Origin of the sequence: Agrobacterium sp. NPDC090273 (assembly GCF_044772305.1) — a bacterium.
Taxonomy (GTDB): domain Bacteria; phylum Pseudomonadota; class Alphaproteobacteria; order Rhizobiales; family Rhizobiaceae; genus Agrobacterium.
The window spans coordinates 268,998-295,204 of sequence record NZ_JBIVYN010000005.1; the positions used below are offsets into that span (position 1 = coordinate 268,998).

General features: G+C 56.6%; 27 protein-coding genes and 1 tRNA gene. 15 read left to right on the plus strand and 13 right to left on the minus strand.

Going from position 1 to position 26,207, the window contains the following annotated elements:
- Position 1 precedes the first annotated feature (1 nt).
- A complete protein-coding gene (locus ACIQT8_RS15650) occupies positions 2–892 on the minus strand; it encodes an NAD(P)/FAD-dependent oxidoreductase (protein ID WP_138794283.1) in 891 nt (296 codons plus the stop codon).
- A 159-nt stretch (positions 893–1,051) separates the two neighbouring features.
- Between ACIQT8_RS15650 and ACIQT8_RS15655 the strand changes: the two genes are divergently transcribed.
- Positions 1,052–1,510, plus strand: coding sequence for an Rrf2 family transcriptional regulator (locus tag ACIQT8_RS15655; protein ID WP_400966864.1), 459 nt, complete (start codon positions 1,052–1,054; stop codon positions 1,508–1,510).
- Positions 1,511–1,564: 54 nt separating this feature from the next.
- Here ACIQT8_RS15655 and ACIQT8_RS15660 read toward each other — a convergent pair whose 3' ends face one another.
- Positions 1,565–1,882, minus strand: coding sequence for a hypothetical protein (locus tag ACIQT8_RS15660; RefSeq protein ID WP_138794281.1), 318 nt, complete (start codon positions 1,880–1,882; stop codon positions 1,565–1,567).
- Between the two features lie 101 nt (positions 1,883–1,983).
- Positions 1,984–3,387, minus strand: coding sequence for a PLP-dependent aminotransferase family protein (locus ACIQT8_RS15665; protein WP_400966867.1), 1,404 nt, complete (start codon positions 3,385–3,387; stop codon positions 1,984–1,986).
- A 106-nt stretch (positions 3,388–3,493) separates the two neighbouring features.
- Here ACIQT8_RS15665 and ACIQT8_RS15670 point away from each other — a divergent pair, with 106 nt between their 5' ends.
- Complete coding sequence (locus tag ACIQT8_RS15670; RefSeq protein WP_400966870.1) at positions 3,494–4,369, plus strand: DMT family transporter; 876 nt, start codon at positions 3,494–3,496, stop codon at positions 4,367–4,369.
- Between the two features lie 13 nt (positions 4,370–4,382).
- On the opposite strand, the gene ACIQT8_RS15675 is transcribed toward ACIQT8_RS15670, so the two are convergent.
- Positions 4,383–5,465 (minus strand): GH25 family lysozyme, encoded by a 1,083-nt coding sequence (locus ACIQT8_RS15675; protein WP_400966873.1) that lies wholly within the window; start codon positions 5,463–5,465, stop codon positions 4,383–4,385.
- Between the two features lie 341 nt (positions 5,466–5,806).
- Between ACIQT8_RS15675 and ACIQT8_RS15680 the strand changes: the two genes are divergently transcribed.
- A complete protein-coding gene (locus ACIQT8_RS15680; RefSeq protein WP_400966875.1) occupies positions 5,807–6,766 on the plus strand; it encodes a bile acid:sodium symporter family protein in 960 nt (319 codons plus the stop codon).
- Between the two features lie 63 nt (positions 6,767–6,829).
- Here the strand turns inward: ACIQT8_RS15680 and ACIQT8_RS15685 are convergent, their stop codons facing one another.
- Both ACIQT8_RS15685 and ACIQT8_RS15690 read right to left on the minus strand, forming a co-directional pair.
- The gene (locus ACIQT8_RS15685) at positions 6,830–7,528 is read right to left on the minus strand and encodes a type 1 glutamine amidotransferase (RefSeq protein WP_262523854.1); all 699 of its coding nucleotides are present in this window, start codon (positions 7,526–7,528) and stop codon (positions 6,830–6,832) included.
- Positions 7,529–7,652: 124 nt separating this feature from the next.
- Positions 7,653–8,102, minus strand: a complete 450-nt coding sequence (locus ACIQT8_RS15690) for a DoxX family protein (protein WP_138794275.1) — start codon at positions 8,100–8,102, stop codon at positions 7,653–7,655.
- A gap of 129 nt (positions 8,103–8,231) precedes the next feature.
- Between ACIQT8_RS15690 and ACIQT8_RS15695 the strand changes: the two genes are divergently transcribed.
- Both ACIQT8_RS15695 and ACIQT8_RS15700 read left to right on the plus strand, forming a co-directional pair.
- Positions 8,232–8,537 (plus strand): SelT/SelW/SelH family protein, encoded by a 306-nt coding sequence (locus tag ACIQT8_RS15695; protein ID WP_400966879.1) that lies wholly within the window; start codon positions 8,232–8,234, stop codon positions 8,535–8,537.
- A gap of 120 nt (positions 8,538–8,657) precedes the next feature.
- Positions 8,658–8,744 (plus strand) — tRNA-Leu (locus ACIQT8_RS15700).
- Positions 8,745–8,972: 228 nt separating this feature from the next.
- On the opposite strand, the gene ACIQT8_RS15705 is transcribed toward ACIQT8_RS15700, so the two are convergent.
- On the minus strand, positions 8,973–9,383 hold the full coding sequence (locus tag ACIQT8_RS15705; protein ID WP_400966882.1) for a pilus assembly protein N-terminal domain-containing protein: 411 nt from the start codon (positions 9,381–9,383) through the stop codon (positions 8,973–8,975).
- A gap of 416 nt (positions 9,384–9,799) precedes the next feature.
- Between ACIQT8_RS15705 and ACIQT8_RS15710 the strand changes: the two genes are divergently transcribed.
- From ACIQT8_RS15710 to ACIQT8_RS15750, 9 genes are all read left to right on the plus strand, one after another.
- The gene (locus tag ACIQT8_RS15710; RefSeq protein ID WP_400966885.1) at positions 9,800–9,988 is read left to right on the plus strand and encodes a Flp family type IVb pilin; all 189 of its coding nucleotides are present in this window, start codon (positions 9,800–9,802) and stop codon (positions 9,986–9,988) included.
- A 103-nt stretch (positions 9,989–10,091) separates the two neighbouring features.
- Positions 10,092–10,604: a prepilin peptidase gene (locus ACIQT8_RS15715; RefSeq protein WP_400967180.1), complete on the plus strand. Its 513-nt coding sequence runs from the start codon at positions 10,092–10,094 to the stop codon at positions 10,602–10,604.
- A 138-nt stretch (positions 10,605–10,742) separates the two neighbouring features.
- Positions 10,743–11,549: a Flp pilus assembly protein CpaB gene (gene cpaB, locus ACIQT8_RS15720; protein ID WP_400966888.1), complete on the plus strand. Its 807-nt coding sequence runs from the start codon at positions 10,743–10,745 to the stop codon at positions 11,547–11,549.
- Complete coding sequence (locus ACIQT8_RS15725; RefSeq protein ID WP_400966891.1) at positions 11,546–13,135, plus strand: type II and III secretion system protein family protein; 1,590 nt, start codon at positions 11,546–11,548, stop codon at positions 13,133–13,135. Before cpaB ends, ACIQT8_RS15725 begins: the two co-directional genes overlap by 4 nt.
- Before the next feature lie 53 nt (positions 13,136–13,188).
- The gene (locus ACIQT8_RS15730; protein WP_400967183.1) at positions 13,189–13,878 is read left to right on the plus strand and encodes a CpaD family pilus assembly protein; all 690 of its coding nucleotides are present in this window, start codon (positions 13,189–13,191) and stop codon (positions 13,876–13,878) included.
- A gap of 34 nt (positions 13,879–13,912) precedes the next feature.
- The gene (locus ACIQT8_RS15735) at positions 13,913–15,202 is read left to right on the plus strand and encodes a CpaE family protein (protein ID WP_400966894.1); all 1,290 of its coding nucleotides are present in this window, start codon (positions 13,913–13,915) and stop codon (positions 15,200–15,202) included.
- 32 nt (positions 15,203–15,234) lie between these two features.
- Positions 15,235–16,707: a CpaF family protein gene (locus ACIQT8_RS15740; protein ID WP_138794266.1), complete on the plus strand. Its 1,473-nt coding sequence runs from the start codon at positions 15,235–15,237 to the stop codon at positions 16,705–16,707.
- A gap of 14 nt (positions 16,708–16,721) precedes the next feature.
- Complete coding sequence (locus ACIQT8_RS15745) at positions 16,722–17,726, plus strand: type II secretion system F family protein (protein WP_262523840.1); 1,005 nt, start codon at positions 16,722–16,724, stop codon at positions 17,724–17,726.
- Positions 17,727–17,735: 9 nt separating this feature from the next.
- The gene (locus ACIQT8_RS15750; protein WP_138794264.1) at positions 17,736–18,722 is read left to right on the plus strand and encodes a type II secretion system F family protein; all 987 of its coding nucleotides are present in this window, start codon (positions 17,736–17,738) and stop codon (positions 18,720–18,722) included.
- Between the two features lie 90 nt (positions 18,723–18,812).
- Here the strand turns inward: ACIQT8_RS15750 and ACIQT8_RS15755 are convergent, their stop codons facing one another.
- Complete coding sequence (locus ACIQT8_RS15755; protein ID WP_178340738.1) at positions 18,813–19,523, minus strand: tetratricopeptide repeat protein; 711 nt, start codon at positions 19,521–19,523, stop codon at positions 18,813–18,815.
- A gap of 359 nt (positions 19,524–19,882) precedes the next feature.
- On the opposite strand from ACIQT8_RS15755, the gene ACIQT8_RS15760 reads away from it, so the two are divergent.
- Positions 19,883–21,277 (plus strand): M17 family metallopeptidase, encoded by a 1,395-nt coding sequence (locus ACIQT8_RS15760; RefSeq protein ID WP_138794263.1) that lies wholly within the window; start codon positions 19,883–19,885, stop codon positions 21,275–21,277.
- Between the two features lie 78 nt (positions 21,278–21,355).
- Here the strand turns inward: ACIQT8_RS15760 and pncB are convergent, their stop codons facing one another.
- The 5 genes from pncB to ACIQT8_RS15785 all read right to left on the minus strand — a co-directional run bounded on the left by pncB (position 21,356) and on the right by ACIQT8_RS15785 (position 25,938).
- Positions 21,356–22,660, minus strand: coding sequence for a nicotinate phosphoribosyltransferase (gene pncB, locus ACIQT8_RS15765; RefSeq protein WP_262523836.1), 1,305 nt, complete (start codon positions 22,658–22,660; stop codon positions 21,356–21,358).
- Positions 22,661–22,796: 136 nt separating this feature from the next.
- Positions 22,797–23,156, minus strand: coding sequence for a hypothetical protein (locus ACIQT8_RS15770; RefSeq protein ID WP_400967186.1), 360 nt, complete (start codon positions 23,154–23,156; stop codon positions 22,797–22,799).
- Positions 23,157–23,250: 94 nt separating this feature from the next.
- On the minus strand, positions 23,251–24,102 hold the full coding sequence (locus ACIQT8_RS15775) for a C40 family peptidase (RefSeq protein WP_400966901.1): 852 nt from the start codon (positions 24,100–24,102) through the stop codon (positions 23,251–23,253).
- Positions 24,103–24,120: 18 nt separating this feature from the next.
- Positions 24,121–24,465, minus strand: coding sequence for a helix-turn-helix domain-containing protein (locus ACIQT8_RS15780; RefSeq protein ID WP_262523833.1), 345 nt, complete (start codon positions 24,463–24,465; stop codon positions 24,121–24,123).
- A 366-nt stretch (positions 24,466–24,831) separates the two neighbouring features.
- Positions 24,832–25,938, minus strand: coding sequence for a DUF475 domain-containing protein (locus ACIQT8_RS15785; RefSeq protein ID WP_138794259.1), 1,107 nt, complete (start codon positions 25,936–25,938; stop codon positions 24,832–24,834).
- Positions 25,939–26,207: the final 269 nt, after the last annotated feature.

The following is a 26,207-nucleotide window of genomic DNA, read 5'->3' on the forward strand; positions in this document are numbered from 1 at the left end:
GTCACACATTCGGGAACATCAGGGAACGGTGGGTCGATGCACCGGCCATTGCGCCATCGCCAACGGAAAGCGCAACAGAACTGGCTGCGCGGGCAATGTCTCCGCAGGCAAAGATGCCCGGCGCTGTGGTCTGCTTCATGGCATCCGTTGCAATCGATGCGCCCATGGGTCCATCCTCAAGGGCACAACCGAGTTTGGCGATCCAACGCGCGCTAATACGCATGATCGGCTGTGTGAAAAGCCCGTCCATGACGATGCGCCGGCCGTCTGCAAGCAGGATATCCGCAGCACCTGCAATTTCGGCAATCCTGGTTTCGTCCAGTGCGGTTCCCCTGCTGGCAAGATGAGCCCGCTGGTCCATGTCGGGCGTGAAAACACCATTGGTAAACAGCGTCGTCTCCCCCCAGTCCGGCAACATCAACGCGTGGTGCATGGCAAGCGAAGACGCCGCAATCACACCGATCCGACCCCTGTCGAGTTCATAACCATGGCAGTAAGGGCAATGAAAAATTGTCTGGCCCCAACGTTCCTTCAAGCCCGGAATTTCTGGCAGCTCATCCGTAACACCCATTGAGAGGATGAGACGGGATGCAGTCTCGCGGCGTTCGCCATCAATCTCCACCCTGAAGTCATCGAACGAACCGTCTGCATCCGTCACCCGACCGCTTGCCCACTGTATTGTCGGGTATGTCTCGATCTGACGCCTTGCTTCGGCAATGATCTCTCCTGGCGTCTTGCCATCCTGCCCGAGAAATCCGTGCGAGTGGCTGGCAAAGCGATTTCGCCTTTCGCCCGCATCCACCACGAGAATGTTTCGTCGGGCGCGGCCAAGCTGCAAAGCGGCCGACAACCCGGCATAGCTGCCGCCAATGATGATGGCATCGAATTTCATGGGTAACACCTGTTGTTTGTTGACCTTCAAAGAGCAGGAAGACAGCTCCCGCTTTCGTAACTTATATTGTTACATGAAATTCCATGTCAACAATCATGCAACTTATATTGTTACGTCATCAATCGGTTGGTAGGGTTCAACAAAACAACGGATGCGACCATGAGACACGACACGCGCCTTTCACGGGTGCTGCATATTCTGATCCATATGGAGAAACATGAGCGACCTGCGACATCGGAGGCGATTGCCACAATGTTGCAGACCAACCCTGTTGTCATACGCAGAACGATGGCGGGATTGCGCGATGAGGGTTACGTCACATCTGAAAAAGGCCACGGTGGAGGTTGGGTTCTCGCCCGCCCGCTCGCAGAAATCACGTTGCTCGATATCTACCGCGCACTCGGAAAACCGGAGCTTTTTTCAATTGGCCTTGCTGGCGACAATCCCAACTGCGTTATCGAGCAGGCTGTCAATGAGGCGCTGTCAGACGCAATGAGCGAAGCCCAATCAATCCTTTTGACGCGTTTCGAGCGCATTACGCTTGCTGAACTGGCAAAACAATCGATCAGCCGCTGGGCGATGCTGTCCCACAATCCTGCAGCCATGGACACGTTATAATAAAAAAACCGCCCGCCCATGGGGCGAGCGGCTGCTTTCATGTCGTCCCGCCTGTTAAGGCTGGGTCTGTGTGCCACCCGTGCCTGGTGTCGTCGGCGCAGCATTGTTTGCTGGCGGCGTAGCAGGCGTTGTCGGGGTCATCGGAGCCGGCGCAGGTGCCTGATCGCTGACGGCTGGCGGTGTTGTCGAAGATGTGGTCGATGGGTCAGTCGTCGGACCGCTCATCTGCGACCACGCAAAAATACCCACCAGTACAACAACGATAACAGCCAGCCACGGCGTCCAGGACGAACGGGCGCGTGGTTCATTGGTAATATTCACTTCCGGGCGAAGATCACGCTCCGGACGTGGGTTGCCGGGATCAAAAGTCATGGCATTTCCTCCTCTTCACTCTGAGAAGAAAACGGTGTTCACAAGATTTTGTTCCATTTCGTTTCCCTGCACTCGTAAGAGGTAGAAAAATCGGCAGTCCGTTAACCCTGTAATGCCTGCTGAAGCACCGGCATGGTCTTCGGATCGGACATCTGTGCCACGTTGAAACGCATGAATCCGGCCGCGTTTTCAGACGAGCTGAAGACATTGCCGGGTGCCAGAACCACCTGTTGAGTCAAAGCCCGTTTTGCCAGCTCTGCAGCATCGACGCCGTCCGGCAGCCGACACCACAGGAACATTCCCGCATTTGGTTCGATCCAGGGTGTGCAGCCCAATGCTTTGAGACTGGTTGTCACTTCGGCCATCGTTACGGCGAGACGTTGCCGAAGCGCTTCCACATGCTTGCGATAACTACCATCCTTCAAAAGCGAGAGAACAAGCGCCTCGGAAAAATGCCCGCCGCCAAACGACGTGGCGATCTTGAGATCGATCAACGGCTCCACCCATACGTCTGGAGCGGCGATAAACCCGCATCGAACCGAGGCAGACAGTGTTTTCGAGAAACTGCCGATCTGGACGACACGGTTCAGCCCATCAAACGCAGCAAGACGAGGTGATGGCTGTGTTTCAAAATCCGCGAAAATATCGTCTTCGATAATCGTCAAACCGGCTCTCTCTGCCAACAGGAGAACCCGGTGCGCCGTAACCGGTGAAAGCGAGGCGCCGGTTGGATTATGAACTGCAGAATTGGTGATGTAGAGGCGTGGCTGATGTTCCAGCAGGGCCTGTTCGAACAACACGAGATCCGGTCCCGAAGGGGTGTAGGGGACCGAAACGGTTTTAACACGGTGCGCTTTCAGCAAAGCATGAAAGTTGAAATAGCAAGGGTCATCAACAATGACCGTATCACCGGGCTGAAGCAAAAAGCGGCAGAGAAGATCGATCGCCTGTGTTCCGGACTCCGTCAGAATGATCTGGTGCGCACCGGCCTGAACGCCATGATTTTCGAGCCTGCGTGACAGAAGCTGCCGCAAGGGCGCCAGCCCCATGGGGCTGGCATAGTCCGTCAACATCGCGGCATCGGCGCGCGCAATTCCCCTGGCCGCTCGCCTCAACGCGGCCTGCGGTAACCAGGATGGTGGCAGCCAGCCGCAACCGGGCTTGGCAAAACCGGGGGTATCATCAAGCGCCTGCCTGGAGACCCAAAGAGGGTCGACGCCCCTGTCCGGACGCGGCTCAATCGCGGCAAGAGAAAGGGGTGCAAGCGCGCCTGCCACGTAAAATCCGGAGCCAGGTCGCGAGCGAAGGGTGCCATCGGCAACCAGGCGATCATATGCCTCGATAACGGTGGAGGTTGAAACCTGCATGGATTTTGCCAGAGCCCTGACGGACGGCAGTTTGGCGCCAGGCACAAGATTTCTCGCCGCAATGCGCTGCCGGATATTGACCATGACCGCATCGATTAGCGTACCTGAATTAGCCGCTTTGCCCGCACTCTGTTCCATCTGTATTGCCCCAACAACCATAACAGTTTCATCAAACTGTATACGACCGTCACTGTATCTTCTGCTCATTCCAGAGCAAGGAAAAACGACGGACAGGAGACGACAGATGAACAGAGTAACGAGCGGTTGGTTAAACGGTTTTATCGGTGTGGTTATTTTCAGCGGCTCACTGCCGGCGACCCGATTGGCCATCATGGATTTCGATCCGGTGTTCCTGACGGTCGTCCGCGCCAGCATTGCCGGCATTCTGGCGCTCATGCTTCTTCTACTGTTTCGGGAAAAGCGCCCGTCGCGCAGTAATATGCTCTCGCTTGCAGTCGTGTCCCTTGGCGTCGTGGTTGGATTTCCGCTGCTTACGGCTCTTGCATTGCGTCACGTCACGGCAGCGCATTCCATCGTATTCGTTGGACTTCTGCCGCTGTCAACGGCCATCTTTGCGGTTCTGTGCGGCGGCGAACGCCCGCGCCCGGCATTCTGGTTGTTTTCCTGCGTGGGGAGCGCGCTGGTGGCAGGATTTTCGCTGTCGAACTCCCTGGCAATCGGGTCCGATTCATCGCTCTATGGCGACCTGCTGATGCTGGCGGCAATTCTTGTCTGCGGGCTTGGTTACGCAGAGGGTGCCGCCCTCTCCCGCACGCTTGGCGGCTGGCAGGTCATTTCCTGGGCGCTGGTACTGTCGCTACCCGTCATGGCCACCCTGTCGATCCTGACCATGCCTCAGTCACTCACCGGCATCGGAGCGCAAGCCTGGGGCGGGCTGGCTTATGTCTCGCTCTTCAGCATGCTGATCGGCTTCATATTCTGGTATCGCGGGCTGGCGCTTGGCGGCATTGCCGCCGTGGGACAGTTGCAACTGCTGCAGCCCTTTTTCGGCCTGATCCTGGCCGCAACGCTGCTCGGGGAAAGCGTGAGCAGTGCCATGATTGCCGTTACGCTTGCCGTCGTGTGCTGCGTTGCTGGTGCCAGAAAATTTTCCCGTTGAGTGGCGGCGGTCCTCAGCCTGCGCTGCGAACCCAGCGATGCCACGCCTCCTCGCTGCCGTTGAAGACGTTGAGGTCGATCTTGCCTTCAACGCCGTGCGACAGACCGGAACCGGAATATTGCCAGAACAGCCACTTGCGATCCGGATAGACCTTGGATGGATGCTGGGCAACCGCGCGCAGCCAGAAGGGATAATTCAGGAATTCACCGGAGAGGTGATCCTTATAGAAATCCGGGGCCGTATAGATGATCGGGCGCTGGCCGTAATGGCGCTCGAGCATGTCCATGAAGACCTGCATCTTTTCCAGCACCTTGGCGCGCGGCAGGCGCATCTTGCAGGCGGATTCACCATTATATTCGACGTCGATGACTGGCGGCAGCGCATCAGGATCACGTGGCACATTGCGAATGAACCATTCGGCCTGATGGCTTGCTGGACGGCACCAGTAGAAGAAGTGATAGGCGCCACGGCGAACACCGGCAGCTTTCGCCCGCGCCCAGTTCGTCCTGAACATTGGATCCAGGTGATCGCCGCCATCCGTTGCCTTGATGAAGGCGAAGTTCGCGCCACGCGTTCTCAAACGCTCCCAGTCAATCTCACCCTGCCAGCGAGACACATCAACGCCATGAACCTGATAATGGCGCGGCTGCACCTTGCCGAAGTTGATCGGCTTGGCATCACTAAAGCCAGAGCGGAAAATGCGCGATCGGATCTGTGCACCGGCTCCTGCCGCCGGGGCGACGGCCATGGCCATCTGCACCGGACGCTCGGCCGGGCGCATCACTTCGGCCTGCGGCGCGACTGGAAGACGAATTTCAGGGGCGGCCTGCGGCAATGTTGCCTGCGGGGTTATCGCCGAGAATGCCTTGGGCGCATCCGGCACCGGCCCTCCCCAGGCCAAAACTTCCTGGCGCGGTTGCGCTCTGATCGGGTCCGAGCCGACATTGGCCTGCGGCACCGGCGATGACGGCGTAACCGAACTTGTTGTTTCTTTCGAAGGAAGCCCCGCCATCAGGCTTTCCGGTCCGGAACTGGACGTGCAGCCGCCAAGCACAAGGCAGCCGAAGAAAAGTACTGACACAGCCGATGGACGCATAGGAACCCGTACGCAAAACAATCAGGACACGCTTTCACGCCCCCCGGAGACCTCGAAAATACAATTGCTAACGGAAGATTATCAAAAAAGACTGAATCTTATCTTTACGCGGCGCCGGCCAAAGCCCCCCTTAATTCTGGTAGTGGCCGCGCCTATCCGTCGCCGGCGGAACGGTTTGCCCCTGCATTCGCCTTGACAGGCCGGGGACGAAGGATAAACCGCCAAACCATGCTGGAGAGTATTGAAACAGTCTAACGGGCAACCGCCTGACGTTTTTATTTCCGGGCGCGATATCCGAAACCTCTCCGCCGTTCGATATGCGTCTGGACAGGGAGGCACAATTGAAGGCAATCGCAACCTTTTCAAATTTCGTTGGCAAGACATTTGCCATATGGGTCATTTTGTTCGCCGCACTCGGTTACGTGTTCCCGGACACGTTCAAGCAGATCGCACCGTGGATCGTGACGCTTCTTGCCATCATCATGTTCGGCATGGGACTGACGATATCGGTCGACGATTTCCGCGAGGTGGTGAAGCGGCCATTTGATGTCGGCATCGGCGTTCTGTCGCAGTTCCTCATCATGCCGCTGCTGGCTGTCGCACTAACGAAGATCATTCCAATGTCTCCGGAAGTTGCTGCCGGTGTCATTCTGGTCGGCTGCTGCCCAGGCGGTACGTCATCCAACGTCATGACCTACCTCAGCAAGGGCGATGTAGCACTTTCCGTCGCCTGCACCAGCGTGACGACGCTGGCCGCACCGGTCGTTACGCCGTTCCTTGTCTGGCTTTTCGCCAGCCAGTATCTGCCTGTTGATGCCGCAGCAATGTTCGTCAGCATCGTCAAGGTCGTGCTTGTACCGCTAGCGCTGGGTTTCGCCCTGCAAAAGCTTGCGCCTGGCATTGTCCGCAACGCCGTACCCGCTCTTCCGCTGGTCAGCGTTATCGGTATCGTCCTGATCGTTGCTGCCGTCGTTGGCGCGAGCAAAGGTGCTATTGCTCAGTCGGGACTGCTGATCTTCGTTATCGTGGTGCTGCACAATGGCCTGGGTTACATGCTCGGCTTCTTCGCAGCCAAGGCATTTGGCCTGTCGCTTGCAAAACGCAAGGCTATCGCCATTGAAGTGGGCATGCAGAACAGCGGCCTCGGCGCTGCATTGGCAAACACCTATTTCTCCCCTGTCGCGGCTGTACCAAGCGCCATTTTCAGCGTCTGGCACAACATTTCCGGTGCCTTGCTTGCGAACTTCTTCTCGGGACGAACAGAAGAGGTTTCCGTCGGCTCCCCCAAAAACGCCAGCTAACTTCGGAAAAACAAAAAACCGCACGATCCTGTCGTGCGGTTTTTTAATAGCCAGTGGTATAGTTCAGACAAGTTGAACCCAGGCACGGGCAATCGCAAGCCCAGCCGCATCGGCGGCCTGGCCGCTCTCCTTGCGATGATCCTGATAGTCGCCCAGCCAACCCGGCGACATTTTTTCGATCGAGCCGGAAAATCCGGTGCACCATTCGTCGACCACACCCGTTGCCGCCTCGAAATGGAACTGTGTGCCATAGGCAGCCCGACCGATGCGAAACGCCTGGTTCTTCGTGGCAGGGTTGCTCGCCAGAAGAACTGCGCCTTCCGGCAGGGTGTAGGTGTCACGGTGCCATTGAAAAATCGGGAAGGACGTATCGACAGTGGCCATCAGCGGATCGGAGCGCCCCTCGTCCGTCAAGGCAATCTCTTCCCAACCGAACTCAAGCGTGCCGTTGAGGATGTTTGTCCCGCTATAAGCACGCGCCAATAGCTGGCTTCCCAGGCACACGCCCATAACGGCCTTATCCGCATCACCAAAGGTTTTCATCAACTGCGCCAGATCGGCGAGGTAAGGATGGTTTTCATCGTCGAGAGCGCTTTGTTCGCCACCGAGGACAACAAGCGCATCGTGGCTGCTGGCATCGACAGGAAGCGGCTCTCCGGCATAGGCGCGGATGATATCGAGCTCCGCATCTGCCTCGCTCAGGGCTACGCCAATTTGACCGTGCGGCGTTCCCGCCATGTTTTCGATGATCGCAACGCGCATAGTGTCTCTTCAAGAAAGTAAAAAAGCTGGCTTCGATCGGGATTGCCCGTCGAAGCCAGCCTCATCATAACAAAGCTGCATTTTCAAGAGGTGGTCTACGCCATCTCCATCAATCTGAAAGCTTCTAGAATTCCTTGCGCATTTTTGCGTCAAGCGAATGCCGGTTTCCGCCACGTACGGCAAAGAAAAGGAAGATGGCGGCCCAGAGGATCGACTTCTCCGCACCACCCAGCCCCTCGGCCTTAACGATGCCGTGGAAGTAGACCGTCACCAGCAACACAATCATCGCGGCAAAGGATGCCGGACGCGTGAACAATCCGATTGCCACAAGGATGCCGCCGAAGAATTCCGTTGCCGCCAGCAGCGGCGACCAGAACACGCCGGGGTAGAATCCAAGGCTTTCCACCATGCCGACAGCACCGAAGGGGTTCATGATCTTGCCGAAGCCATGGGTGACAAGCAAAACCCCGGCTGCAACGCGCAGGATCGTTTCCACGACATCGTGGGTAGAATTATAAAGAGGCGCTACTGCGGGAACGAACAGACGTTCCTTGCTGCTGTCGAACTGGGCCATGTCATCTCCGTGTTTAAGCCTTCGATATCTCCCTGTTTGCAAAAAAGATGTTTCGGGAGAAAGATCGCGGCAGTAAAAACATGAGTGTAACAGTTAATATTTTCGTGATTCCACGTGAGGGAGTTTGACATGAGTGAAATCAAGCCGCGCATCGCAATTGCCTATTGTACCCAATGCAACTGGCTCTTGCGCGCGGGATGGATGGCGCAGGAAATTCTTCAGACATTTTCCTCCGAAGTGGGGGAAGTGGGCCTCATTCCGTCGACCGGGGGGCGATTCGAAATCACCGTTGATGGAAACCTGATCTGGGAACGTAAGCGCGACGGCGGTTTTCCGGGCCCAAAAGAGCTGAAACAGCGAATCCGGGATGTCATCGATCCGGAAAGAGACCTCGGTCATGTGGACCGAAGCAGGCACGAGGGACTCGACACCTGATCCGGGAATCATCTTTCAACAACCAAAAGAAAGTTTTTTCCCTTTAAAATCAATGATCGTCATAAAAGTTCAAAAAGTCTGTTGACACCGAGCGGCTGCCCTCGTACATCGCTCTCCGTCGCCCAGATGGCGGAATTGGTAGACGCGCCAGCTTCAGGTGCTGGTACTCGCAAGGGTGTGGAGGTTCGAGTCCTCTTCTGGGCACCATTCCATTTTTGATCTTAGCCAGATCAACTACTTAGCTTTCCAAAGCAGCCGAAAAAACCTGAAGGACACCTCACACGAGGTGGCCTCGGTCTTTGGTCAAAGCGTGCCTTACAGGGCTCACCTTAACCTCCAGAAAACTACGAAATAGAGAACGGACCTAACGGCCCGAGCTGCCGCACGGCGCGCCGATAGAAAGAACCATGCGATGATGGGAGATATGAGTGCCGCTCAGGGCTGAGGCGCATCCGCGCCAGCATTTTCCGTGTGCTGCTCACAGTTCGGCGTGCAGGACAAAACAGTCCGCTCCGTCTGACGGAAAACGCGCACTGTATTTCCCTCATCGATGGATACGAGAATGCGCTCGTCCACGATAGGGTTGCCGTCCGCATCAAGCAGAACAAGATTGGTCGTGCCAAAGCTTCGGCCAGTCAGAACGATCGTGGTTGCGTCAGCCACTGTCGCGTCGGCAACCTTGGAATTGCCGACAATGACCTTGCTAACCGGACGATCAAGCCGCAAGACGCGCGCGTGGTTCATGGAAACGCGCAGCATATCATCCTGGCCGAAAACCGAGTGCGCCGATCCAGAGAGAACCACGGACAAGCCGAGAACGATTTTCGTCAATTTGCGGGATGACATGCGTTTGAGCCCTTGTTCACGACACGCATTGATATCGTCCCAAAATGATCACCTTTAGTGAATGAAGCGTTAAATTGCGGAAAAGTGCCGAATTTTCAGTAACCATCAGCACCCTTGCCTTACGTTCGACTACAACCTTTTGGTTCAAAAAAGCACATCTAGACTAGCGGAATAACCGCTGCCCCATTGTTAGTGACAGCAGGACGACGACGAAATATAGGCATTCTTCGACAAAGATAAAATGTCGCATAATACTTTGATTTTTCATTTACCACACGAAGCGCAAGCGGGCATTTACTTATTGTTAATCTCTTTTTTTAAGCGGTTGGAAATGGCTCCTCTGTAGGTTGAACTCAACCGAACAACGGAAAACAGTTGTCGGCGTGCTGATTAAACCCAAAGAGTAGGAGTTCTCCATGTCCAACATTTTCGCTCGTTTCCTCAAAGACGAATCCGGCGCAACGGCAATCGAATACGGCCTGATCGCAGCTCTGATTTCTGTTGCTATCATTGGCGGTGCTGGCGTCGTTGGTACTCGCCTCGGCGTACTTTTCACCAACATCGGCACCAAGATGACGACTGCAGCTACGACATCCGGTCAGTAATTCCGTCGCCTGTGGAATTAGAATGGCTGCTCTCGCAAGGAGCGGCCATTTCGTCATTGTACACAAGACCGTTTACTCGGCAGGCCATGAACGGAGTTTTCAGATGGTCACTGCGGCAATTTTTCTCATTTTGCCTCTCTGCCTCGCCTTTGCGGCGCTGACAGACCTTATCAGCATGACCATTCCCAACAGGATACCACTCATCCTTCTGGCTTCGTTTTTGATTGTTGCGCCCTTTACAGGAATGGACTGGCAAACTTTCGCAATGAGCCTAGCGGCTGGCGTTGCTGTGTTCGTCTTTTGCTTCGCGCTTTTTGCCAGCAATGTTATGGGCGGCGGGGATGCCAAGCTTTTGACCGCGGCGGCGGTGTGGTTCGGTTTCAATCAGTCCCTCATCGAATTCCTGCTCGGCGTGACCTTTATCGGCGGCATCCTTACGCTCGGGATATTGCTTCTACGCTCCAGAACTCAGGAAATTATGGCCGTTGGACTTCCCATTCCTGAATCGCTGCTGGTCGCGAAGAAGATACCGTACGGCATAGGCATAGCGATCGCAGGGCTTCTGACATACGGGGAAGCACCGCTGGTCAAGGCAGCTATCGCCAGCCTGACCTAGAGTAAACTAAGTAAATATGACACGCGCGATGCGGTTAAACTGTCGTTAACCACAAATCTAAGCGCAAAATTAACCATAATTATACGAATCGCAGGCCATCCTGAGGGGAGAAGAATCTGTTCCCCTCAAGGATCGAGCATGAAACCGTCGCGCATCATCATCCTGTCTGTCGCCCTTGTGGCTGCCGGTCTGGCCGGAGTTCTGGCCATGCAGCTTTCAGGCACGCAGCAGGTGATCGAGAAAGCCGAGACGATCATTCAGAAGGAGCCAACGGTCAACGTTCTGGTCTCCTCCGTCAGTCTGCCTGTCGGCAGCCGCCTGAACGACAGCTCAGTTCGCTGGATGCCGTGGCCGCAAGGAAATGTCGTCGAAAGCTTCATCACCGAAGCACAAAGACCGAACGCCATTACCGAGCTTTCCGGCGCCGTCGTCAGGCTGCCGCTTTTCGAAGGTGAGCCTCTGCGGCCGGAGAAGGTCGTCGATTCCAGCGCACGCATCATGTCTTCGCTCCTGCCTGCCGGCAAACGCGCTGTCGCGACGGAGATATCGGTGTCCACGGGTGCAGGCGGTTTCGTGCTGCCGAACGACCGCGTGGACGTCATCATGGTGCGCAAAAGCGAAACGGGCACCTTTCTGACAGAGAACGTTCTCAACAATGTCCGCGTCCTGGCAATCGACCAGCAAATCAAGGAAGGCGAAGACGGCACATCCGCCGTTGTTGGCGCCACCGCAACGCTGGAACTCACACCTGAGCAGGCAAAAATCATGACGGTCGCACAGCAGATGGCAGAGCGCCTGACCCTGGCATTGCGCTCGGTTGCGGACGCACAGGAAAACGACACGCTTTCCGCCGGCTACCTACTCAATGGTGGTTCCGGACAGCCTGAAATTCAGGTCATCAAATCCGGCTCAATCGTCAAGGGTAGCCAGGGAGCATCACAATGACCGGGGGACATATGGCGAAGCGCTTCAAAAACCATCTGCGCTCATCGATGACGGCGAGCCTGGCATTCTGCCTGGGTTTTTCCGGCATTCCTGGCAATTACGCCCCAACCGTGCTCCGCATGAGTGAAGCATCGGCTCAGAACGCCAGCATCGTGCGCATCACGGAAAGCGGAACCGGTATCCGCAAACGTCTGCAACTTGGCCTGAACAAGGCGCTGGTCATCGATCTGCCGGAAGATGCACATGATATCCTCGTCGCGGACCCCAGCCTTGCTGACGCCGTAACGCGGACATCAAGACGTATCTATCTGTTTGGCAAAACAGTGGGTCAGACCAACATTTTCATTTTTGGCGCCAATGGCCAGGAGATTGTCAGCCTCGATCTCGAAGTCGAACGCGATATTGCCGGCCTTGAAGCCAATATCCGTCGTTTCATCCCCGAATCTGACATCAAGGTGGAAATCGTTTCCGACAACATCGTGTTATCTGGCACGGTGCGCACTCCTCAGGATTCGGCCCGTGCCGTTCAACTCGCCGAAGCCTTCCTGAAGGGTGGCGAGGCCACCACGCGCAACATCACGCTGACCGGTGGCAACAACGGGGGCGATGCAGCAATTTTTGCCGAAAACCGCCAGACTTCGCAGATCGTCAACATGCTGACGATCGAGGGCGAAGATCAGGTTACCTTGAAGGTGACGGTTGCTGAAGTCAGCCGTCAGGTTCTGAAACAGCTTGGTTTCAACGGCTCTATAGGCGTTGGTGGAAATCAGGCGAGTGGTGGCGTCTCCTTCTCCAACCCCGCGAATCTTGGCAACGCCATTGCGCTTGGCTCGACCGGAAACGTTATGGGTGCCATCGGCGAAGTCACGCTTGGAAGCTATTTCAACGCCATGGAGCAGGCGGGCGTGATGCGGACCCTGGCCGAACCGAGCCTCACTGCAATTTCCGGTGAGCAAGCAAAATTCTATGTCGGTGGTGAATTCCGACTGGCGGGAACGCAGGAAATTGACATCAATGAAAGTACCAACCGCGCCGCCGTCACAAGAACCACAGATACCGTGGATTACGGCATCGAGCTGAACTTCCGTCCGGTCGTTCTGTCACCCGGCCGCATCAGTCTGAAAATTGAGACGAACGTGTCTGAGCCGACCTATGAAGGCAATGTAACGACCGGCAACGGCTCAAGCCTCGCCATTCCCGGCAACACGTATATGTCGATCCGGAAACGTGAAGCCTCGACCAGCGTCGAGCTTCCGTCGGGTGGCTCCATCGTCATTGCGGGTCTGGTGCAGGACAACATACGCCAGGCGATGTCAGGGTTGCCTGGCATTTCCAAGGTTCCGGTGTTCGGCACGCTGTTCCGAAGCAAGGACTTCGTTCGCAACGAAACCGAACTGGTCATCATCGCGACGCCATATCTCGTGCGTCCCGTCGCGCGCAATCAGATCGCCCGCCCAGACGACAACTTCAATCCGGAAAACGACGCAGCCATGTATTTCATGAACCGCGTCAACAAGGTCTACGGCCGCAAGGACAAGGTCCAGGCTGCCCCTTACCAGGGATCAGTGGGGTTCATCTACAAATGACGACGCGCACGGCCACTTTCCGTTCAGCTAACCCGCTCACGACAGGACATGTCATGCAGGAAGCCACCTCTTTTACCTTCAAAAGTCCCCTGACAAAGTCCAGACTGGTCATTGCCATGGCCTTTGCCGCCGGACTGCTGCAGGGCTGCGCGCGTGATCCGTTGACGACCAATGCTATCCCCGACGACTACAGGACACGTCACCCGATCACGCTGTCGGAAGCGGAGCATTCACTCGATATCCCTGTCTCCGCTGGCGACAGCCGATTGACGACGTCAATGGCAGACAATGTTCGCGGCTTCGCCCAGAGCTATGCTTCGACATCAACCGGCATCGTCAACATCCAGGCGCCGTCGGGATCGCCGAATTCCGCGGCAGCTTCAAGGATGGTCCGGCAAATCCGCGCAACACTCTCTGGCGCCGGTGTGCCGTCGGGCAAGATCATGGAAACGCGCTATAGTGCAGGTGCGACTGGCGATGCCGCGCCAATCAGGCTCAGCTATGTCGCGGTCACCGCCATGACCGGTCAGTGCGGTCAGTGGCCAGAGGACCTGTCCGATAATACCTCCGCCAACAAGAACTGGTACAATTTCGGCTGCGCCTCCCAGAACAATCTGGCTGCTCAGGTGGCAAACCCCATGGATCTGGTCAGCCCACGCGGCATGAGCGCGATTGATGCGGAACGTCGTGCGGTGGTCATCGACGGATACCGCAGCGGCAAAAATACAGCGACTGCGGACTGATGCACTCTGGACACCTATCACGGCGGATAAAACGATGAGTACGGTAGAATACGAAATCCATACGCAAAATAGCGGCGACATCGATGCTGAGCCGTCAATCCGCGTATCGGATATGGATCGCCTGCGACCGCTTCCCCGCATTTCCGTTCATGCATTCTGCGTCAGCGAAAACATGCAACGGGTCATGGACGCCCTGTCGAACGACAGGCGCATGAGCAAGGTGACTTTACGCGTCACCAACGGCGATATCGGTGCGGCGGCAACCATGTTCTCGTCCTCGCCCACGCCGAACCTCATCGTTCTGGAGACTGCAAGCAATCCTTCCACCCTGCTGGACGATCTGGCTCCACTTGCGGAAGTCTGCGACCCGACAACGCGCGTCATCATCGTTGGCCGCCACAACGACATCACGCTTTATCGCGATCTGATCCGTAACGGCATATCGGAATATCTCGTCGCTCCGGTTGGCATGAGTGACCTACTGGCCTCCATCTCGGCGATTTTTGTCGATCCTGACGCTGAACCTCTTGGCCGTAACATCGCTTTCATTGGCGCAAAGGGTGGGGTTGGTTCCTCGACGATCGCACACAATTGCGCCTTCGGTATTTCCAGCCTGTTCTCGACGGAGACCATCCTGGCGGATATGGACCTCGCCTACGGCACAGCCAATATCGATTTTGATCAGGACCCGGCGCAAGGCATGGCGGAAGCGGTGTTTTCTCCAGAACGTCTGGATGAGGTGTTTCTCGACCGACTTCTGACCAAGTGTTCCGATCACCTGTCTCTTCTCGCCGCGCCTTCACTGCTCGACAGAACCTATGATCTCGACCGGCTGGCATTTCAGCCTGTGATGGAGGTACTGCAGAGAAGCGCCCCGGTCGCCGTTCTGGACCTGCCTCACCATTGGTATGACTGGAATCGCGCCGTGCTTTCAGAAGCCGACGAGGTCGTCATCACCGCCGTTCCCGATCTTGCCAACTTGCGGAACACCAAAAACCTGTTCGATGCGTTGAAAAAGCTTCGCCCAAACGACAAGCCGCCTCACCTCATCCTCAATCAGGTGGGCATGCCGAAACGCCCGGAGATCGCCCCGGCGGACTTTCTCGACCCGTTGGAAATCGATCCGATCGCTATCATCCCCTTCGATGTGCAGCTTTTCGGCAATGCCGCCAACAGTGGGCGCATGATCCGGGAAATCGATGAGAAATCAGCGATTGCCGAAACCTTTTCACAGATCTCACACGTCGTGACCGGCCGCACCATGATCCGCAAAAACAAGCGGGGCGGTCTCGACAAGCTGATGAATCTTATCAAGCGCCAGTAACGCTTGCCTTTGAGCCTGAACGGAAAACACCGATGTTCGGAAAACGCGGCAACGACAGCCCAGCCAAAAGTGTAAAAGCGGATTTTCCCGCCGTGGCAACCGTGCAGGCACCGGTGGCTCCCGAACCTCGTCCAGAACCGACCGCCACCGTGGAGCCGGGGCATGCGCCTGTGGCAAAACAGGCCTATTCGCCTGCCCCGCCGCAGCCGAAAAAACGCGCTCGCACCGAAGATTACTACAACACCAAAAGCCAGGTCTTTTCTGCCCTGATCGACACGATCGATCTATCGCAACTCGCCAAGCTTGATGCCGAAAGCGCGCGCGAGGAAATCCGCGATATCGTCAACGACATCATCACGATCAAGAACTTCGCGATGTCGATTTCCGAGCAGGAAGAACTGCTCGAGGACATCTGCAACGACGTCCTTGGATACGGCCCGCTGGAACCGCTTCTTGCGCGCGATGACATTGCCGACATCATGGTCAATGGCTCGGGCCAGACCTTCATCGAAGTTGGTGGCAAGACCATCGAGTCCGACATCCGCTTTCGCGACAATGCGCAGTTGCTATCGATCTGCCAGCGCATTGTCAGCCAGGTTGGCCGCCGCGTCGATGAGTCCAGCCCAATCTGCGACGCCCGTTTGCCGGATGGATCGCGTGTCAACGTCATCGCACCGCCGCTCGCCATCGATGGCCCTGCGCTGACGATCCGAAAATTCAAGAAAGACAAGCTCACACTGGAGCAGCTGGTGCGGTTCGGGGCGATTACGCCCGAAGGCGCAACCCTGCTCAAGATCATTGGCCGCGTTCGCTGCAACGTGGTCATCTCAGGCGGAACGGGTTCGGGCAAAACCACGCTTCTCAACTGCCTGACCAGCTTCATCGACAAGGATGAGCGTGTCATCACCTGCGAAGACACGGCGGAACTCCAGCTACAGCAGCCGCATGTCGTCAGGCTGGAAACGCGTCCCCCGAATATCGAAGGCGAAGGCGAGATCACCATGCGCGATCTGGTCAAAAACTGCCTTCGTATGCGCCCGGAACGCATCGTCGTCGGCGAAGTGCGCGGACCGGAGGTTTTCGATCTGTTGCAGGCGATGAACACCGGTCACGATGGCTCGATGGGCACGATCCACGCCAACACACCACGCGAGTGCCTCAGCCGTATCGAATCGATGATCGCCATGGGTGGTTTCACGCTTCCGGCAAAGACCGTTCGTGAAATCATTGCCGGCTCGATCGACGTCGTTATTCAGGCTGCTCGCTTGCGCGACGGTTCACGCCGCATCACCCAGATCACCGAGGTCATCGGCATGGAAGGCGATGTGATCGTCACTCAGGATTTGATGCGGTACGAGATCGAAGGCGAAGATGCGCAAGGAAAGCTGATCGGCAAACACGTATCGACCGGCATCAGCAAACCTCACTTCTGGGACCGCGCCCGCTATTACGGTGAAGAAAAGCGGCTGGCGGCAGCTCTCGACGACATGGAAAAGAACTCCTAAGGAAGGCTTCCGCGATGGACCTCACAATCATATTGCTTGTGACGCTTGCCGCCATCTCGGCCGGAGGGCTGGCCTATGCCCTTCTGTTCCCGCAAATTGAAGTCGAGAAAAAAACCACGAGCCGCGTCAAACGGGTCAAGTCAGCCGAAACCGATCACACCAAGATCAAGGCTGCGCGCGACCGCGTTCAAGATCTGAGCAAACGTCGCAAGTCGATGCAGGACAGCCTGCGCGAACTGGAAAAGAAGCAGGACGAAAAAGCCAAGAAAGCCCAAAATATTAGCCTGCGCGAAAGGCTGGTTCAGGCTGGCCTTCAAATCTCGGTTCGCCGGTTCTACGTCATCAGCATAGGGGGTGCCATCGCCGCCAGCTTTGTCGCACTGCTTTACGGCCTGCCGCTCATCATGGTTCCGCTTGTCGGTATCGTCCTAGCATTGGGGCTGCCTCGCTGGATTCTCGGATTTCTGAAAAAACGCCGACAAACGAAGTTCCTTGAGGAATTTCCGAATGCTCTGGACGTGATGTGCCGGTCGATCAAATCCGGTTTGCCGTTGAACGATGCCGTGCGATTGATCGCATCGGATGGGCAGGAGCCAGTCAAAACCGAATTCCAGCGCGTTGTCGATGCCCAACAGGTCGGCATCGGCATTCCGCAGGCCATTGAACGCATGATGCTGACCATGCCGCTTTTCGAGGTGAACTTCTTCAGCACCGTGATCAACATTCAGGCCCAGGCCGGTGGCAACCTCTCTGAAGCTCTGGCCAATCTTTCTAAAGTGCTGCGAGAGCGCCGCAAGATGCGCGCCAAGGTCCAGGCACTGTCCATGGAAGCAAAAGCGTCTGCGGTCATTATCGGCGCCCTTCCGTTCATCGTCATGATGCTGGTCCACTTTACGTCGCCAGACTATCTCGCTGTCCTCTTCACGGACACCCGCGGCCACATCATTCTCGGCGCTTCGGGGCTGTGGATGTCGATCGGCATCATCATCATGCGCAACATGATCAATTTCGATATCTGAGGTAGCGCGATGACCGGAAGCCTTATGTCCAGCCTCACCGACCCGCAAACGCTGATCGCGATCCTCGTGACCGTTGCTGTCTTCGCGACCTTCTATACGCTCATCATGCCCTTCCTCGAAAGGAAGGACCTCAACAAGCGGATGAAGGCCGTGTCTTCGGAGCGTGATCTCATCCGCAGCCGTGAACGCGAGCGGATGGCGACATCCGGCAGAGAGAGCAAGGCTTCATTGCGAAGCGCCAACAACAAATCAGCGCATCGCATTGTGGAGCGCTTCAATCTTCGCGAAGCTCTTGCCGACAAGAACACCATGACCAAGCTGCGCGCAGCCGGTCTGCGTTCGCAGAATGCGTTCAACATGTTTCTTGCTGCACGCTTCATCCTTCCCTTCATTTTTCTGGCACTTGCGTTCACCTGGGTCTTCGTGCTCGGAAATCTTGCCGAGCAGTCCTTTATCGTGCGGCTGATGGCTGTTCTTCTGTTCGGCTATATCGGTTTTTATGCCCCAAACATCTACATCTCCAACCGCGTCACCAAACGTCAGCTCTCCATCAAGCGCGCATGGCCAGACGCACTGGACCTCATGCTGATCTGCATCGAATCCGGTGTATCGATGGAGGCTGCGATGCGTCGCGTCGCGGAGGAAATGGGCGAGCAATCGCCTGAATTGGCGGAAGAGATGATGCTGACAACGGCAGAACTCTCGTTTCTTCAGGACAGACGCGTCGCGCTGGAAAACTTTGGCATGCGCACACAGCTTGACGCGGTCAAGAGTGTTGTCCAGGCACTTATTCAGGCGGAGCGATACGGCACACCGCTGGCGCAGGCATTGCGCGTTCTGGCGCAGGAAGGCCGTGACGAGCGCATGAATGAGGCGGAGAAGAAGGCCGCCGCACTACCGCCAAAGCTGACGGTTCCGATGATCATATTTTTCCTGCCAGTTCTCGTTGCCGTCATTCTCGGCCCGGCAGGCATCCGCGTCGCCGATACATTCTGATCGGGTCGTCGCACCCATCCGTGAACGACAGAGCGCCCCCGTCGACGGAGGGCGCACAGCATTTCACAGGCTTTAACGTCGCAAGCTGGTTCAGCCAGTTGGCTTGCCGTCCTTCTTGGCAAGTTGTTGCCAGGAATTCTGCTGCGAGAGCATGGCACGGAGATAGCTCAGGTTAGCCTGTGCCTGCTGCGCCGAAAGTTCCTGAACCGCAATGCGTTCGGCATCGGCAAAACGCCCCTGCAAACCAACGACGAGGGCAAGGTTCTGACGAACGCGACTGTCGGCGCCCGGCTGGCTGATCGCCGACTGCAGGTAGGTTTCTGCCGTGCGAGGATCGCTCGACAGGACGTAGGACATGCCAAGGTTCGAAAGAACGCTCGGATCGTTCGGTTTCAGATCCAGTGCCTGACGATATTTTGTGCGCGCTTCATTTGACCGCCCAAGCTGATCCAGAACGGCGCCCTCGGCGGAGTAGAGCCGCCAGTCAGGACGATCAGGCGTCTGTGCCCGCTGAATGGTGGAGAGCGCCTGCTCGAGCTGTCCTGCGGACGCCTGAGCCTTGCCAAAGGCAGCGAGCACGTCACGGTCGGCCGGATGAGCAATAGCAATCTGTTGCATGACTGCCAAAGCCTGCGTGTTCTTGCCGGTCATCATCAGCAGGTTGGCATAGTTCATGCCGATGGCTTTGTCCTTGGGACTGCGCTCGTAGGCTTTGCCGGCGCTGCTTTCGGCCTGACGAAGCTGATCCATGTTCATCTGGTCGTAGGAGCGTGTGGCCGTCGGGATCGAGCCGGTGGACATGCGATCCGGCTTGTTCGTGCTTGCGCACCCTGAAACAGCCAGAACCAGCGCCGCCATATAGACGCCGCTCAGCAACCTCTTCCGGTTTTGAGAACCTGAAGAAAAAGCAACCATGACATTGCCCCCGCACATGAGTTATATCGATCTTGCGCCCGACACACGACAGACTCACATGACGCAACCTTCGCTAAAGCAATAATCTGTTAACCCTAACAGAGTGTTAATTGCCCCGATTCACGACGTTGGAGAGCCGTCAATCCGACAAGATGGAAAAGGCCGTTCCAACACCTTGAAACTGCGCATCGTTCCGTCGAAAACAGTTTTCGATTTTTGAGCCGATGCAACAACGAAAGCAGACCATGGCGCCCTATCAATTCATCGAACGCACCACCCCGTTCAGCTCCCAGTCCGGCAACACCCTGCCCGTTTTTGCCGTCACGCCCGCCCATATCGAACAGGGTGCGATCGACCCGGTTGCCCTCGACTGGGCAAAAAAAGCCGGATTCAAGGCCGAAGCTGGAGCCGTGCTGCTGATCCCCTCCGCCGATGGTTCTCTGGGTGGTGTTCTGCTCGGCCTTGGCAGCAACCCTTCCGAGATCCCTTTCATCACGGGGAAGCTGGCGCGTGAGTTACCCGAAGGCGACTGGCATATAGAGACAGCCCCATTGACGGCCAACCGGCTGGCGCTGGGCTTCGGCCTCGGCAGCTACCGTTTCGACAAATACAAAACGGTCAAATCCAACGGCGCGAAACTGCTCGTACCGCAGGATGCGGAAGACGGTGAAATCGGGCGTGTTCTCGCTGGCGTCTTCCTCGCCCGTGACCTCATCAACGTGCCGGCCAATGATATGGGGCCGGATCAACTCGAGATTGCATTCCGTGCGCTTGCCGCGCATTACAAAGCCAAGGTCAAGACCGTTTCCGGCGAAGATCTGCTGAAACAGAACTTCCCTCTCGTCCATGCGGTTGGCCGTGCGAGCGAAAGTGCACCGCGCCTGCTGGAAATGAACTGGGGCAAGAAGGGCAATCCTCGCCTGACGCTCGTCGGCAAGGGCGTATGCTTCGATACCGGCGGTCTCGATATCAAGTCCGCCGCCTCCATGGCACTCATGAAGAAGGATATGGGCGGAGCAGCCAATGTGCTGGGCCTTGCCCTGATGATCATGGATGCCAATCTGCCTGTAGACCTGCGCGTGATCGTGCCAGCGGTTGAAAACTCGATTGCATCGAATGCATTCCGTCCCGGCGACATTTACAAAAGCCGCAAGGGTCTGACAGTCCAGATCGACAATACGGATGCGGAAGGTCGCCTGATTCTGGCGGACGCCCTGGCCTATGCCGATGAAGACGCTCCCGACCTGATGATCGACATGGCGACACTAACGGGTGCTGCCCGTGTCGCGCTCGGTCCTGATCTGCCACCCTTCTTCACCGATGATGAAGACCTCGCGCACAACATCTCCGAAGCCAGCATCGACACCGATGATCCGTTGTGGCGCATGCCGCTCTACATGGGCTACGACAAGGATATTCGCTCGCGCGCAGCCGATATCACCAACGCGCCATCGGGTGGTATGGCAGGATCGATCACCGCTGCCCTGTTCCTGAAGCGCTTCGTCACGAACACCAAAAAGTGGGCTCATTTCGATATTTACGGCTGGTCGCCGAGCGAACGGCACCATTCGTCAATCGGCGGAGAGGCCCAGGGCATCCGCGCCCTGTTCCACTACATCTCGCATCACTTCGCGAAGTAACTCACGCATGAGACAAGAAAGCGGAGGATGGCTTTGCCTTCCTCCGCTTTTCTTTCTGTTTGATCCAGTCGCGATGTCCTAGACCAAAACCTTCTGTTCCTTGAGATCTTCCTGGCCGAAGAACTTCAGGTAACGCTGAACCTCGGCGGGGTCGCCGGTTGCCTTTTGCGGATTGTCGGAGAGTTTTACTGCTGGTCGGCCATTGGCATCGCTCACCTTGCAGACGATCGAGATCGGCTTCAGGCTGGCAATGGTCTTCGGCGCGCAGCCGGCGAAGTCGTTGGTCAGGTTGGTGCCCCAACCGAAACTCATCCTGACACGACCTTCAAAATGCCTGTAGGTATCGATGATCGCATCGACATCGAGACCATCGGAGAAGATAAGCATCTTCTTGCGGGGATCGCGCCCCATCTTTTTCCACCACTCGATGATCTTTTCACCACCTTCAATCGGCGGTGCGCTGTCAGGGCGGAAACCCGTCCAATCGGCCACCCATTCGGGCGCGCTACGCAGGAAGGCAGCGGTGCCGAAAGCATCGGGCAGGACAATCAGAAGGTTGCCACCATAAAGCCGGTTCCAGTCCTTCAAAACCTGATAGGGTGCCGTTGCCAACTCCTCGTCGGTTCTGGCCAGGGCTGCCACCACCATAGGCAATTCATGTGCGTTGGTGCCCACAGCTTCCAGGTCGGAGTCCATGGCCAGCAGGACGTTGCTCGTGCCTGTGAAAGCAGGACCGATGCCTTCCTTGAGTGCTTCCACGCACCAGCGCTGCCACATGAAGCTGTGGCGACGGCGCGTGCCGAAATCGGAAATACGCAGGCCCGGCAACTCGCGCAGACGCTCGACCTTTTCCCACATCTTCGCTTTCGCGCGCGCATAAAGCACATCCAGCGTGAAGTAGCCGAGGGAGCGCATGGCACTGCGCGAACGCAACTCGTTTATGATCGCAAGCGCCGGGATTTCCCAGAGCGTGGTGTCCATCCAGCGACCATGGAAATTTAGTTCGTACTGACCATCACGCTTGAAAAGTTCGTATTCCGGTAGCTGGTAACTGGAAAGCCAGGACAGGAACTCGGGCTCGAATATCTGCGAGCGCCCGTAAAACGTGTTACCGGCGAGCCAGATGTTTTCCTTTTTCGACAGGCGCAGCGTGCGCGCATGATCGAGCTGCTCGCGCAGTTCCATTTCATCGATCTCGTCGGCCAGACGAACCGTCTTGGTGCGATTGATGACGGAGAATGTCGCGTCGACTTCCGGATAAAGCTTCCAGATCATCTGCAACATTAGAAGCTTGTAGAAATCCGTATCGATCAGGCTACGGATAATCGGATCGAGCTTCCATGTGTGATTGTAAACGCGGGTCGCTATATCGGTTTTCGTCATGGCTCGCATTCCCCCATCGGCACGGCCGATGTCACTGCGCATTCCGGCAGTATCAACCTGTCACACCAAAGACTTATCTGAAAAGACGACGACAAGTCCAGACCGGGCGGGATGGAAAGGTGGCCGGGAAACGACCTCAGAAGGTCGGATCAGGCGGATTTATGCCGGGATACCAGTCCTGGGAGGTGGGATTGCGGCCGCCAAAGGTGGAAATGCCGTTTTCATCTGTGCAGCGATACCCCTGGACGGCAAGTCCCCTGCTGCCGAAGACGTCGCGATGGGCACCGCGCGGGTAAGAGGTCACACCCATTTCCGAGTGACACCGATATCGAACCTTCGGCTGCAACGTCTTCGGGTCTTTGACGCCAGGCAAATTTACATAAGCATCGGGTGCCGGCTGGAAACCGTTCTGGAAAACGGTCTGCGCCTGCCCAGTGGCGGACACGAGTGTCGCGACCGCCATTACCATCAGCCGTGTTTTGATCTTTGCCTTCATAAACGCCATTCCCGTCTCGTCACACTAAAGGATGTAAGTCGTCCGGGGCATTCGCACAAAGGTGTCCGCAGGCACAATTTCGTGAAAGTCGCGATCAGGCTCCAAGACGACGAAATGCCGTCGGCTTTTCATACAACCAGCCAATACGCTCGATCGCGGCGTCGAGGTTTTCACGCGCAACATTCATCGTATGGCCGTTGGCATGCAAAAGCGTTTCCTCGTTTTCCATGAGGCCAACATGCCCCTTCCAGAAAACAAAGTCCCCGCGCCGTAGTTCATCGCGTTCGATTTCCACACCAAGCGATTTGACCTGCATGTCGGTGTCGCGCAAAACCCGGCGGCCGGTCATGGCCAGGGAAAGCTGGACAAGTCCGGAACAATCGATGCCGAAGCCCGAGCGCCCACCCCAGAGGTAGGGCGTTTCGATGAAGCGCAATGCGACCGCAACATAGTCGTCTTCCTGAACCGCGTCGATTTGCTGGCAATGGGCGGCGATAATCCCTTCACCCTTTTCCGTCATCAGGTAACGGGTGCCACGGGTTTCCGCCTCGCCGACAATCCGAACCAGGCTTCCCATGGACAGGGCAGCGACTGGAAATTTGCGCAGTTCTGCCGAAGGATAAAGGAAAGTCCGCGGCGCAATCACGCTGTGGGTTGCGGCAACCACGCTGTCGATCGCCGTTTCGGGGAGGTATCCGGTGTAGCCATCCGCATCCGCCTGGACCCAGGCCCAACCATTCGCCCTGTCGAAAACCCTGACCGTTTCACCGAACAACAGTTCCGTGTCGATGCCGCTTGCAAGATCTGGCGATGGTCTGAGCGCAGCGACAGGGATGCTGACCTGGGCCGGCGTGCCGTTTACAAAACGGGTCGCTTCAACAGCACCCTTCAGCTTTTCATCAGCCAGATCGGAGCGGAACACATTCAGGCGGCGGTCGAGTATCATCGTTTCACGTCCAGGGTTTCAAATCTCTCGCGCCTGATCAATAACCAGATCGCCGAACTTTTCCAGATAGAGTGCACCGGCAACCGTTCGTTTTATGATAACGTTGCGTCTGTCCTGATCGTCTCGCTCACGATCCACCAATCCCAAGGTCCCGAGACTGTCCAGCGCACGGGTGATCACGGGTTTTGTAACCCCGAGTATTGCGGCAAGACCGCGTACGGTATGGGGCGGCGGAACGAGATAAATTTGCAGAAGGATGGCGGTTTGCCGCAGGGTGAGATCAGGCGCGTCAGCCCTCACCTGCAATAGGGATACGCGGTGCCAGAGGCCCAAAGCCGCGCTTGGCGATAGTTCAACGGGCACGTCGATAACCCTTCCAGTCGTCCTTCAACACGTTTTCAAACAACGGCAAGGAAAACTCAAGCAGTGATGCGACGAAACACAAACGCCGCGTTACCGGCAATCCCTTTTGGATCGATGGCAACGCGGCGTGTATGGACCCGTTTTCGGGCTTTTTAACGTCCCCTCTGGACTTGCGACAATAGAAGCAGGAAATGTGCCAGTTTTTCTGCATCGCACAAGTATAAAGGGAGTCAATGACTTGCAGCCCTCGAGCTTTCGAAGACTGATAGTTTTCGCCAAATCTTCATTGCTGCAAAAACAGGCTTAGGCGAAAAATTAGGCAACGAGCCTTCCGCCCTTTAGGCGGAAGGCTTTTGTCGATGAGGCTTAGATTTCCGCGCCGCGTGCAGCCTCTACTGCGTCAGCACTCTGCTGACGATTGTAGCGGATCGACGACCAAAGCGAGATCCCGATCAAGGCAGCACCGCCGAGACCCGTGATGACTTCCGGAATATGGAACATCGTCTGGACATACATGATGACCGAGAGGATGAGGATCGCATAAAACGCGCCGTGCTCGAGATAACGGTATTCCGCCAGCGTTCCTTTTTCGACAAGCATGATCGTCATCGAACGAACATACATCGCACCGATACCAAGGCCGATCGCAATGATGAACAGGTTCTGCGTCAAAGCGAAAGCGCCGATCACGCCGTCGAAGGAGAAGCTCGCGTCCAGCACTTCAAGGTAAAGGAACGCGCCGAAGCCGCCCTTTGCCGCACCTTCCAACATCTCCTGGCTACGGTCGAGAATGCCGCCAACCACTTCAACGAGCAGGAAGGTCAAGAGACCCCAGATCGCGGAATGGAAGAAGGTATTGGCTGCAACGGGACCAAGTGCCGGATCTTCGCTCGCACCGATAATGCGGGAAAAGACCAGCATGACGATCAGAACGAAGGCAATTTCGATACCCTTGACGGAGGAATAGGTCGCAGCCTTCTCCTCGATCCAGCGCACCCAGTGCACGTCCTTTTCATGGTCGAAGAAGAAGTTCAGGCCAACCATCATCAAGAACGTGCCACCGAAAGCCGCAATCGGCAGGTGGGCATCATGCATGATTTCCGCATAGCGTTCCGGCTGCGTGGCAGCCATGACCAGTGCGGTCCAGGGGCCGACATTCGCCGCGATGACGACGATCAACAGCGGGAAAACGATACGCATGCCGAAAACGGCGATCAGAATACCCCAGGTCAGGAAGCGATGCTGCCACTCGGGCGTCATGTCCTTGAGCTTGTTGGCATTGACAATAGCGTTGTCGAAGGACAGCGAGATTTCCAGCACGGCGAGAACCGCGCAGATGAAGAAGATCGTGGCTGTTCCACCGATCGTCCCGGTCATCTCCCAACCGAGATACCCGCCAAGGATCAGACCGACGACGGTGACGATAAATGCCCACTTGAAGTAGGACAGCGTGGTTTTCTGGGCGGCGCTCATGTGCGGTCACCTCCGGAAAGGGAAACGATAGCGGAACGACGCGGAGCGTCGTGCCGCACGCAGAAAGCACGCGCGCGAAGCACATTCAGGTTATTCATAATTTTTAATCCGCCGGCCAATTTTGCAGGCGGTACCGACATCACGAGAGCGCCGTAAAACTCTCGCCAGAGGGGCCCGGCACCTTTGTTTCCTCTGTCCTTTCGCGACGTCTCGTCGCAGGACCTCTTTCTACTCTTCGAAGATCACGCTTTCGTCAAGCCCCTGTGATG

Bases quoted from the DNA above. Each gene is read 5' to 3' on its own strand.
- ACIQT8_RS15750 (WP_138794264.1), top strand. From the start codon at position 17,736: ATGACCGGAAGCCTTATGTCCAGCCTCACCGACCCGCAAACGCTGATC.
- cpaB (WP_400966888.1), top strand. From the start codon at position 10,743: ATGAAACCGTCGCGCATCATCATCCTGTCTGTCGCCCTTGTGGCTGCC.
- ACIQT8_RS15740 (WP_138794266.1), top strand. From the start codon at position 15,235: ATGTTCGGAAAACGCGGCAACGACAGCCCAGCCAAAAGTGTAAAAGCG.
- ACIQT8_RS15730 (WP_400967183.1), top strand. From the start codon at position 13,189: ATGCAGGAAGCCACCTCTTTTACCTTCAAAAGTCCCCTGACAAAGTCC.
- ACIQT8_RS15715 (WP_400967180.1), top strand. From the start codon at position 10,092: ATGGTCACTGCGGCAATTTTTCTCATTTTGCCTCTCTGCCTCGCCTTT.
- ACIQT8_RS15760 (WP_138794263.1), top strand. From the start codon at position 19,883: ATGGCGCCCTATCAATTCATCGAACGCACCACCCCGTTCAGCTCCCAG.
- ACIQT8_RS15775 (WP_400966901.1), bottom strand. From the start codon at position 24,102: ATGATACTCGACCGCCGCCTGAATGTGTTCCGCTCCGATCTGGCTGAT.
- ACIQT8_RS15660 (WP_138794281.1), bottom strand. From the start codon at position 1,882: ATGACTTTTGATCCCGGCAACCCACGTCCGGAGCGTGATCTTCGCCCG.
- ACIQT8_RS15685 (WP_262523854.1), bottom strand. From the start codon at position 7,528: ATGCGCGTTGCGATCATCGAAAACATGGCGGGAACGCCGCACGGTCAA.
- ACIQT8_RS15785 (WP_138794259.1), bottom strand. From the start codon at position 25,938: ATGAGCGCCGCCCAGAAAACCACGCTGTCCTACTTCAAGTGGGCATTT.
- ACIQT8_RS15690 (WP_138794275.1), bottom strand. From the start codon at position 8,102: ATGGCCCAGTTCGACAGCAGCAAGGAACGTCTGTTCGTTCCCGCAGTA.
- ACIQT8_RS15665 (WP_400966867.1), bottom strand. From the start codon at position 3,387: ATGGAACAGAGTGCGGGCAAAGCGGCTAATTCAGGTACGCTAATCGAT.
- pncB (WP_262523836.1), bottom strand. From the start codon at position 22,660: ATGACGAAAACCGATATAGCGACCCGCGTTTACAATCACACATGGAAG.
- ACIQT8_RS15725 (WP_400966891.1), top strand. From the start codon at position 11,546: ATGACCGGGGGACATATGGCGAAGCGCTTCAAAAACCATCTGCGCTCA.
- ACIQT8_RS15675 (WP_400966873.1), bottom strand. From the start codon at position 5,465: ATGCGTCCATCGGCTGTGTCAGTACTTTTCTTCGGCTGCCTTGTGCTT.
- ACIQT8_RS15710 (WP_400966885.1), top strand. From the start codon at position 9,800: ATGTCCAACATTTTCGCTCGTTTCCTCAAAGACGAATCCGGCGCAACG.
- ACIQT8_RS15735 (WP_400966894.1), top strand. From the start codon at position 13,913: ATGAGTACGGTAGAATACGAAATCCATACGCAAAATAGCGGCGACATC.
- ACIQT8_RS15670 (WP_400966870.1), top strand. From the start codon at position 3,494: ATGAACAGAGTAACGAGCGGTTGGTTAAACGGTTTTATCGGTGTGGTT.
- ACIQT8_RS15770 (WP_400967186.1), bottom strand. From the start codon at position 23,156: ATGAAGGCAAAGATCAAAACACGGCTGATGGTAATGGCGGTCGCGACA.
- ACIQT8_RS15655 (WP_400966864.1), top strand. From the start codon at position 1,052: ATGAGACACGACACGCGCCTTTCACGGGTGCTGCATATTCTGATCCAT.
- ACIQT8_RS15755 (WP_178340738.1), bottom strand. From the start codon at position 19,523: ATGTCCACCGGCTCGATCCCGACGGCCACACGCTCCTACGACCAGATG.
- ACIQT8_RS15695 (WP_400966879.1), top strand. From the start codon at position 8,232: ATGAGTGAAATCAAGCCGCGCATCGCAATTGCCTATTGTACCCAATGC.
- ACIQT8_RS15745 (WP_262523840.1), top strand. From the start codon at position 16,722: ATGGACCTCACAATCATATTGCTTGTGACGCTTGCCGCCATCTCGGCC.
- ACIQT8_RS15650 (WP_138794283.1), bottom strand. From the start codon at position 892: ATGAAATTCGATGCCATCATCATTGGCGGCAGCTATGCCGGGTTGTCG.
- ACIQT8_RS15705 (WP_400966882.1), bottom strand. From the start codon at position 9,383: ATGTCATCCCGCAAATTGACGAAAATCGTTCTCGGCTTGTCCGTGGTT.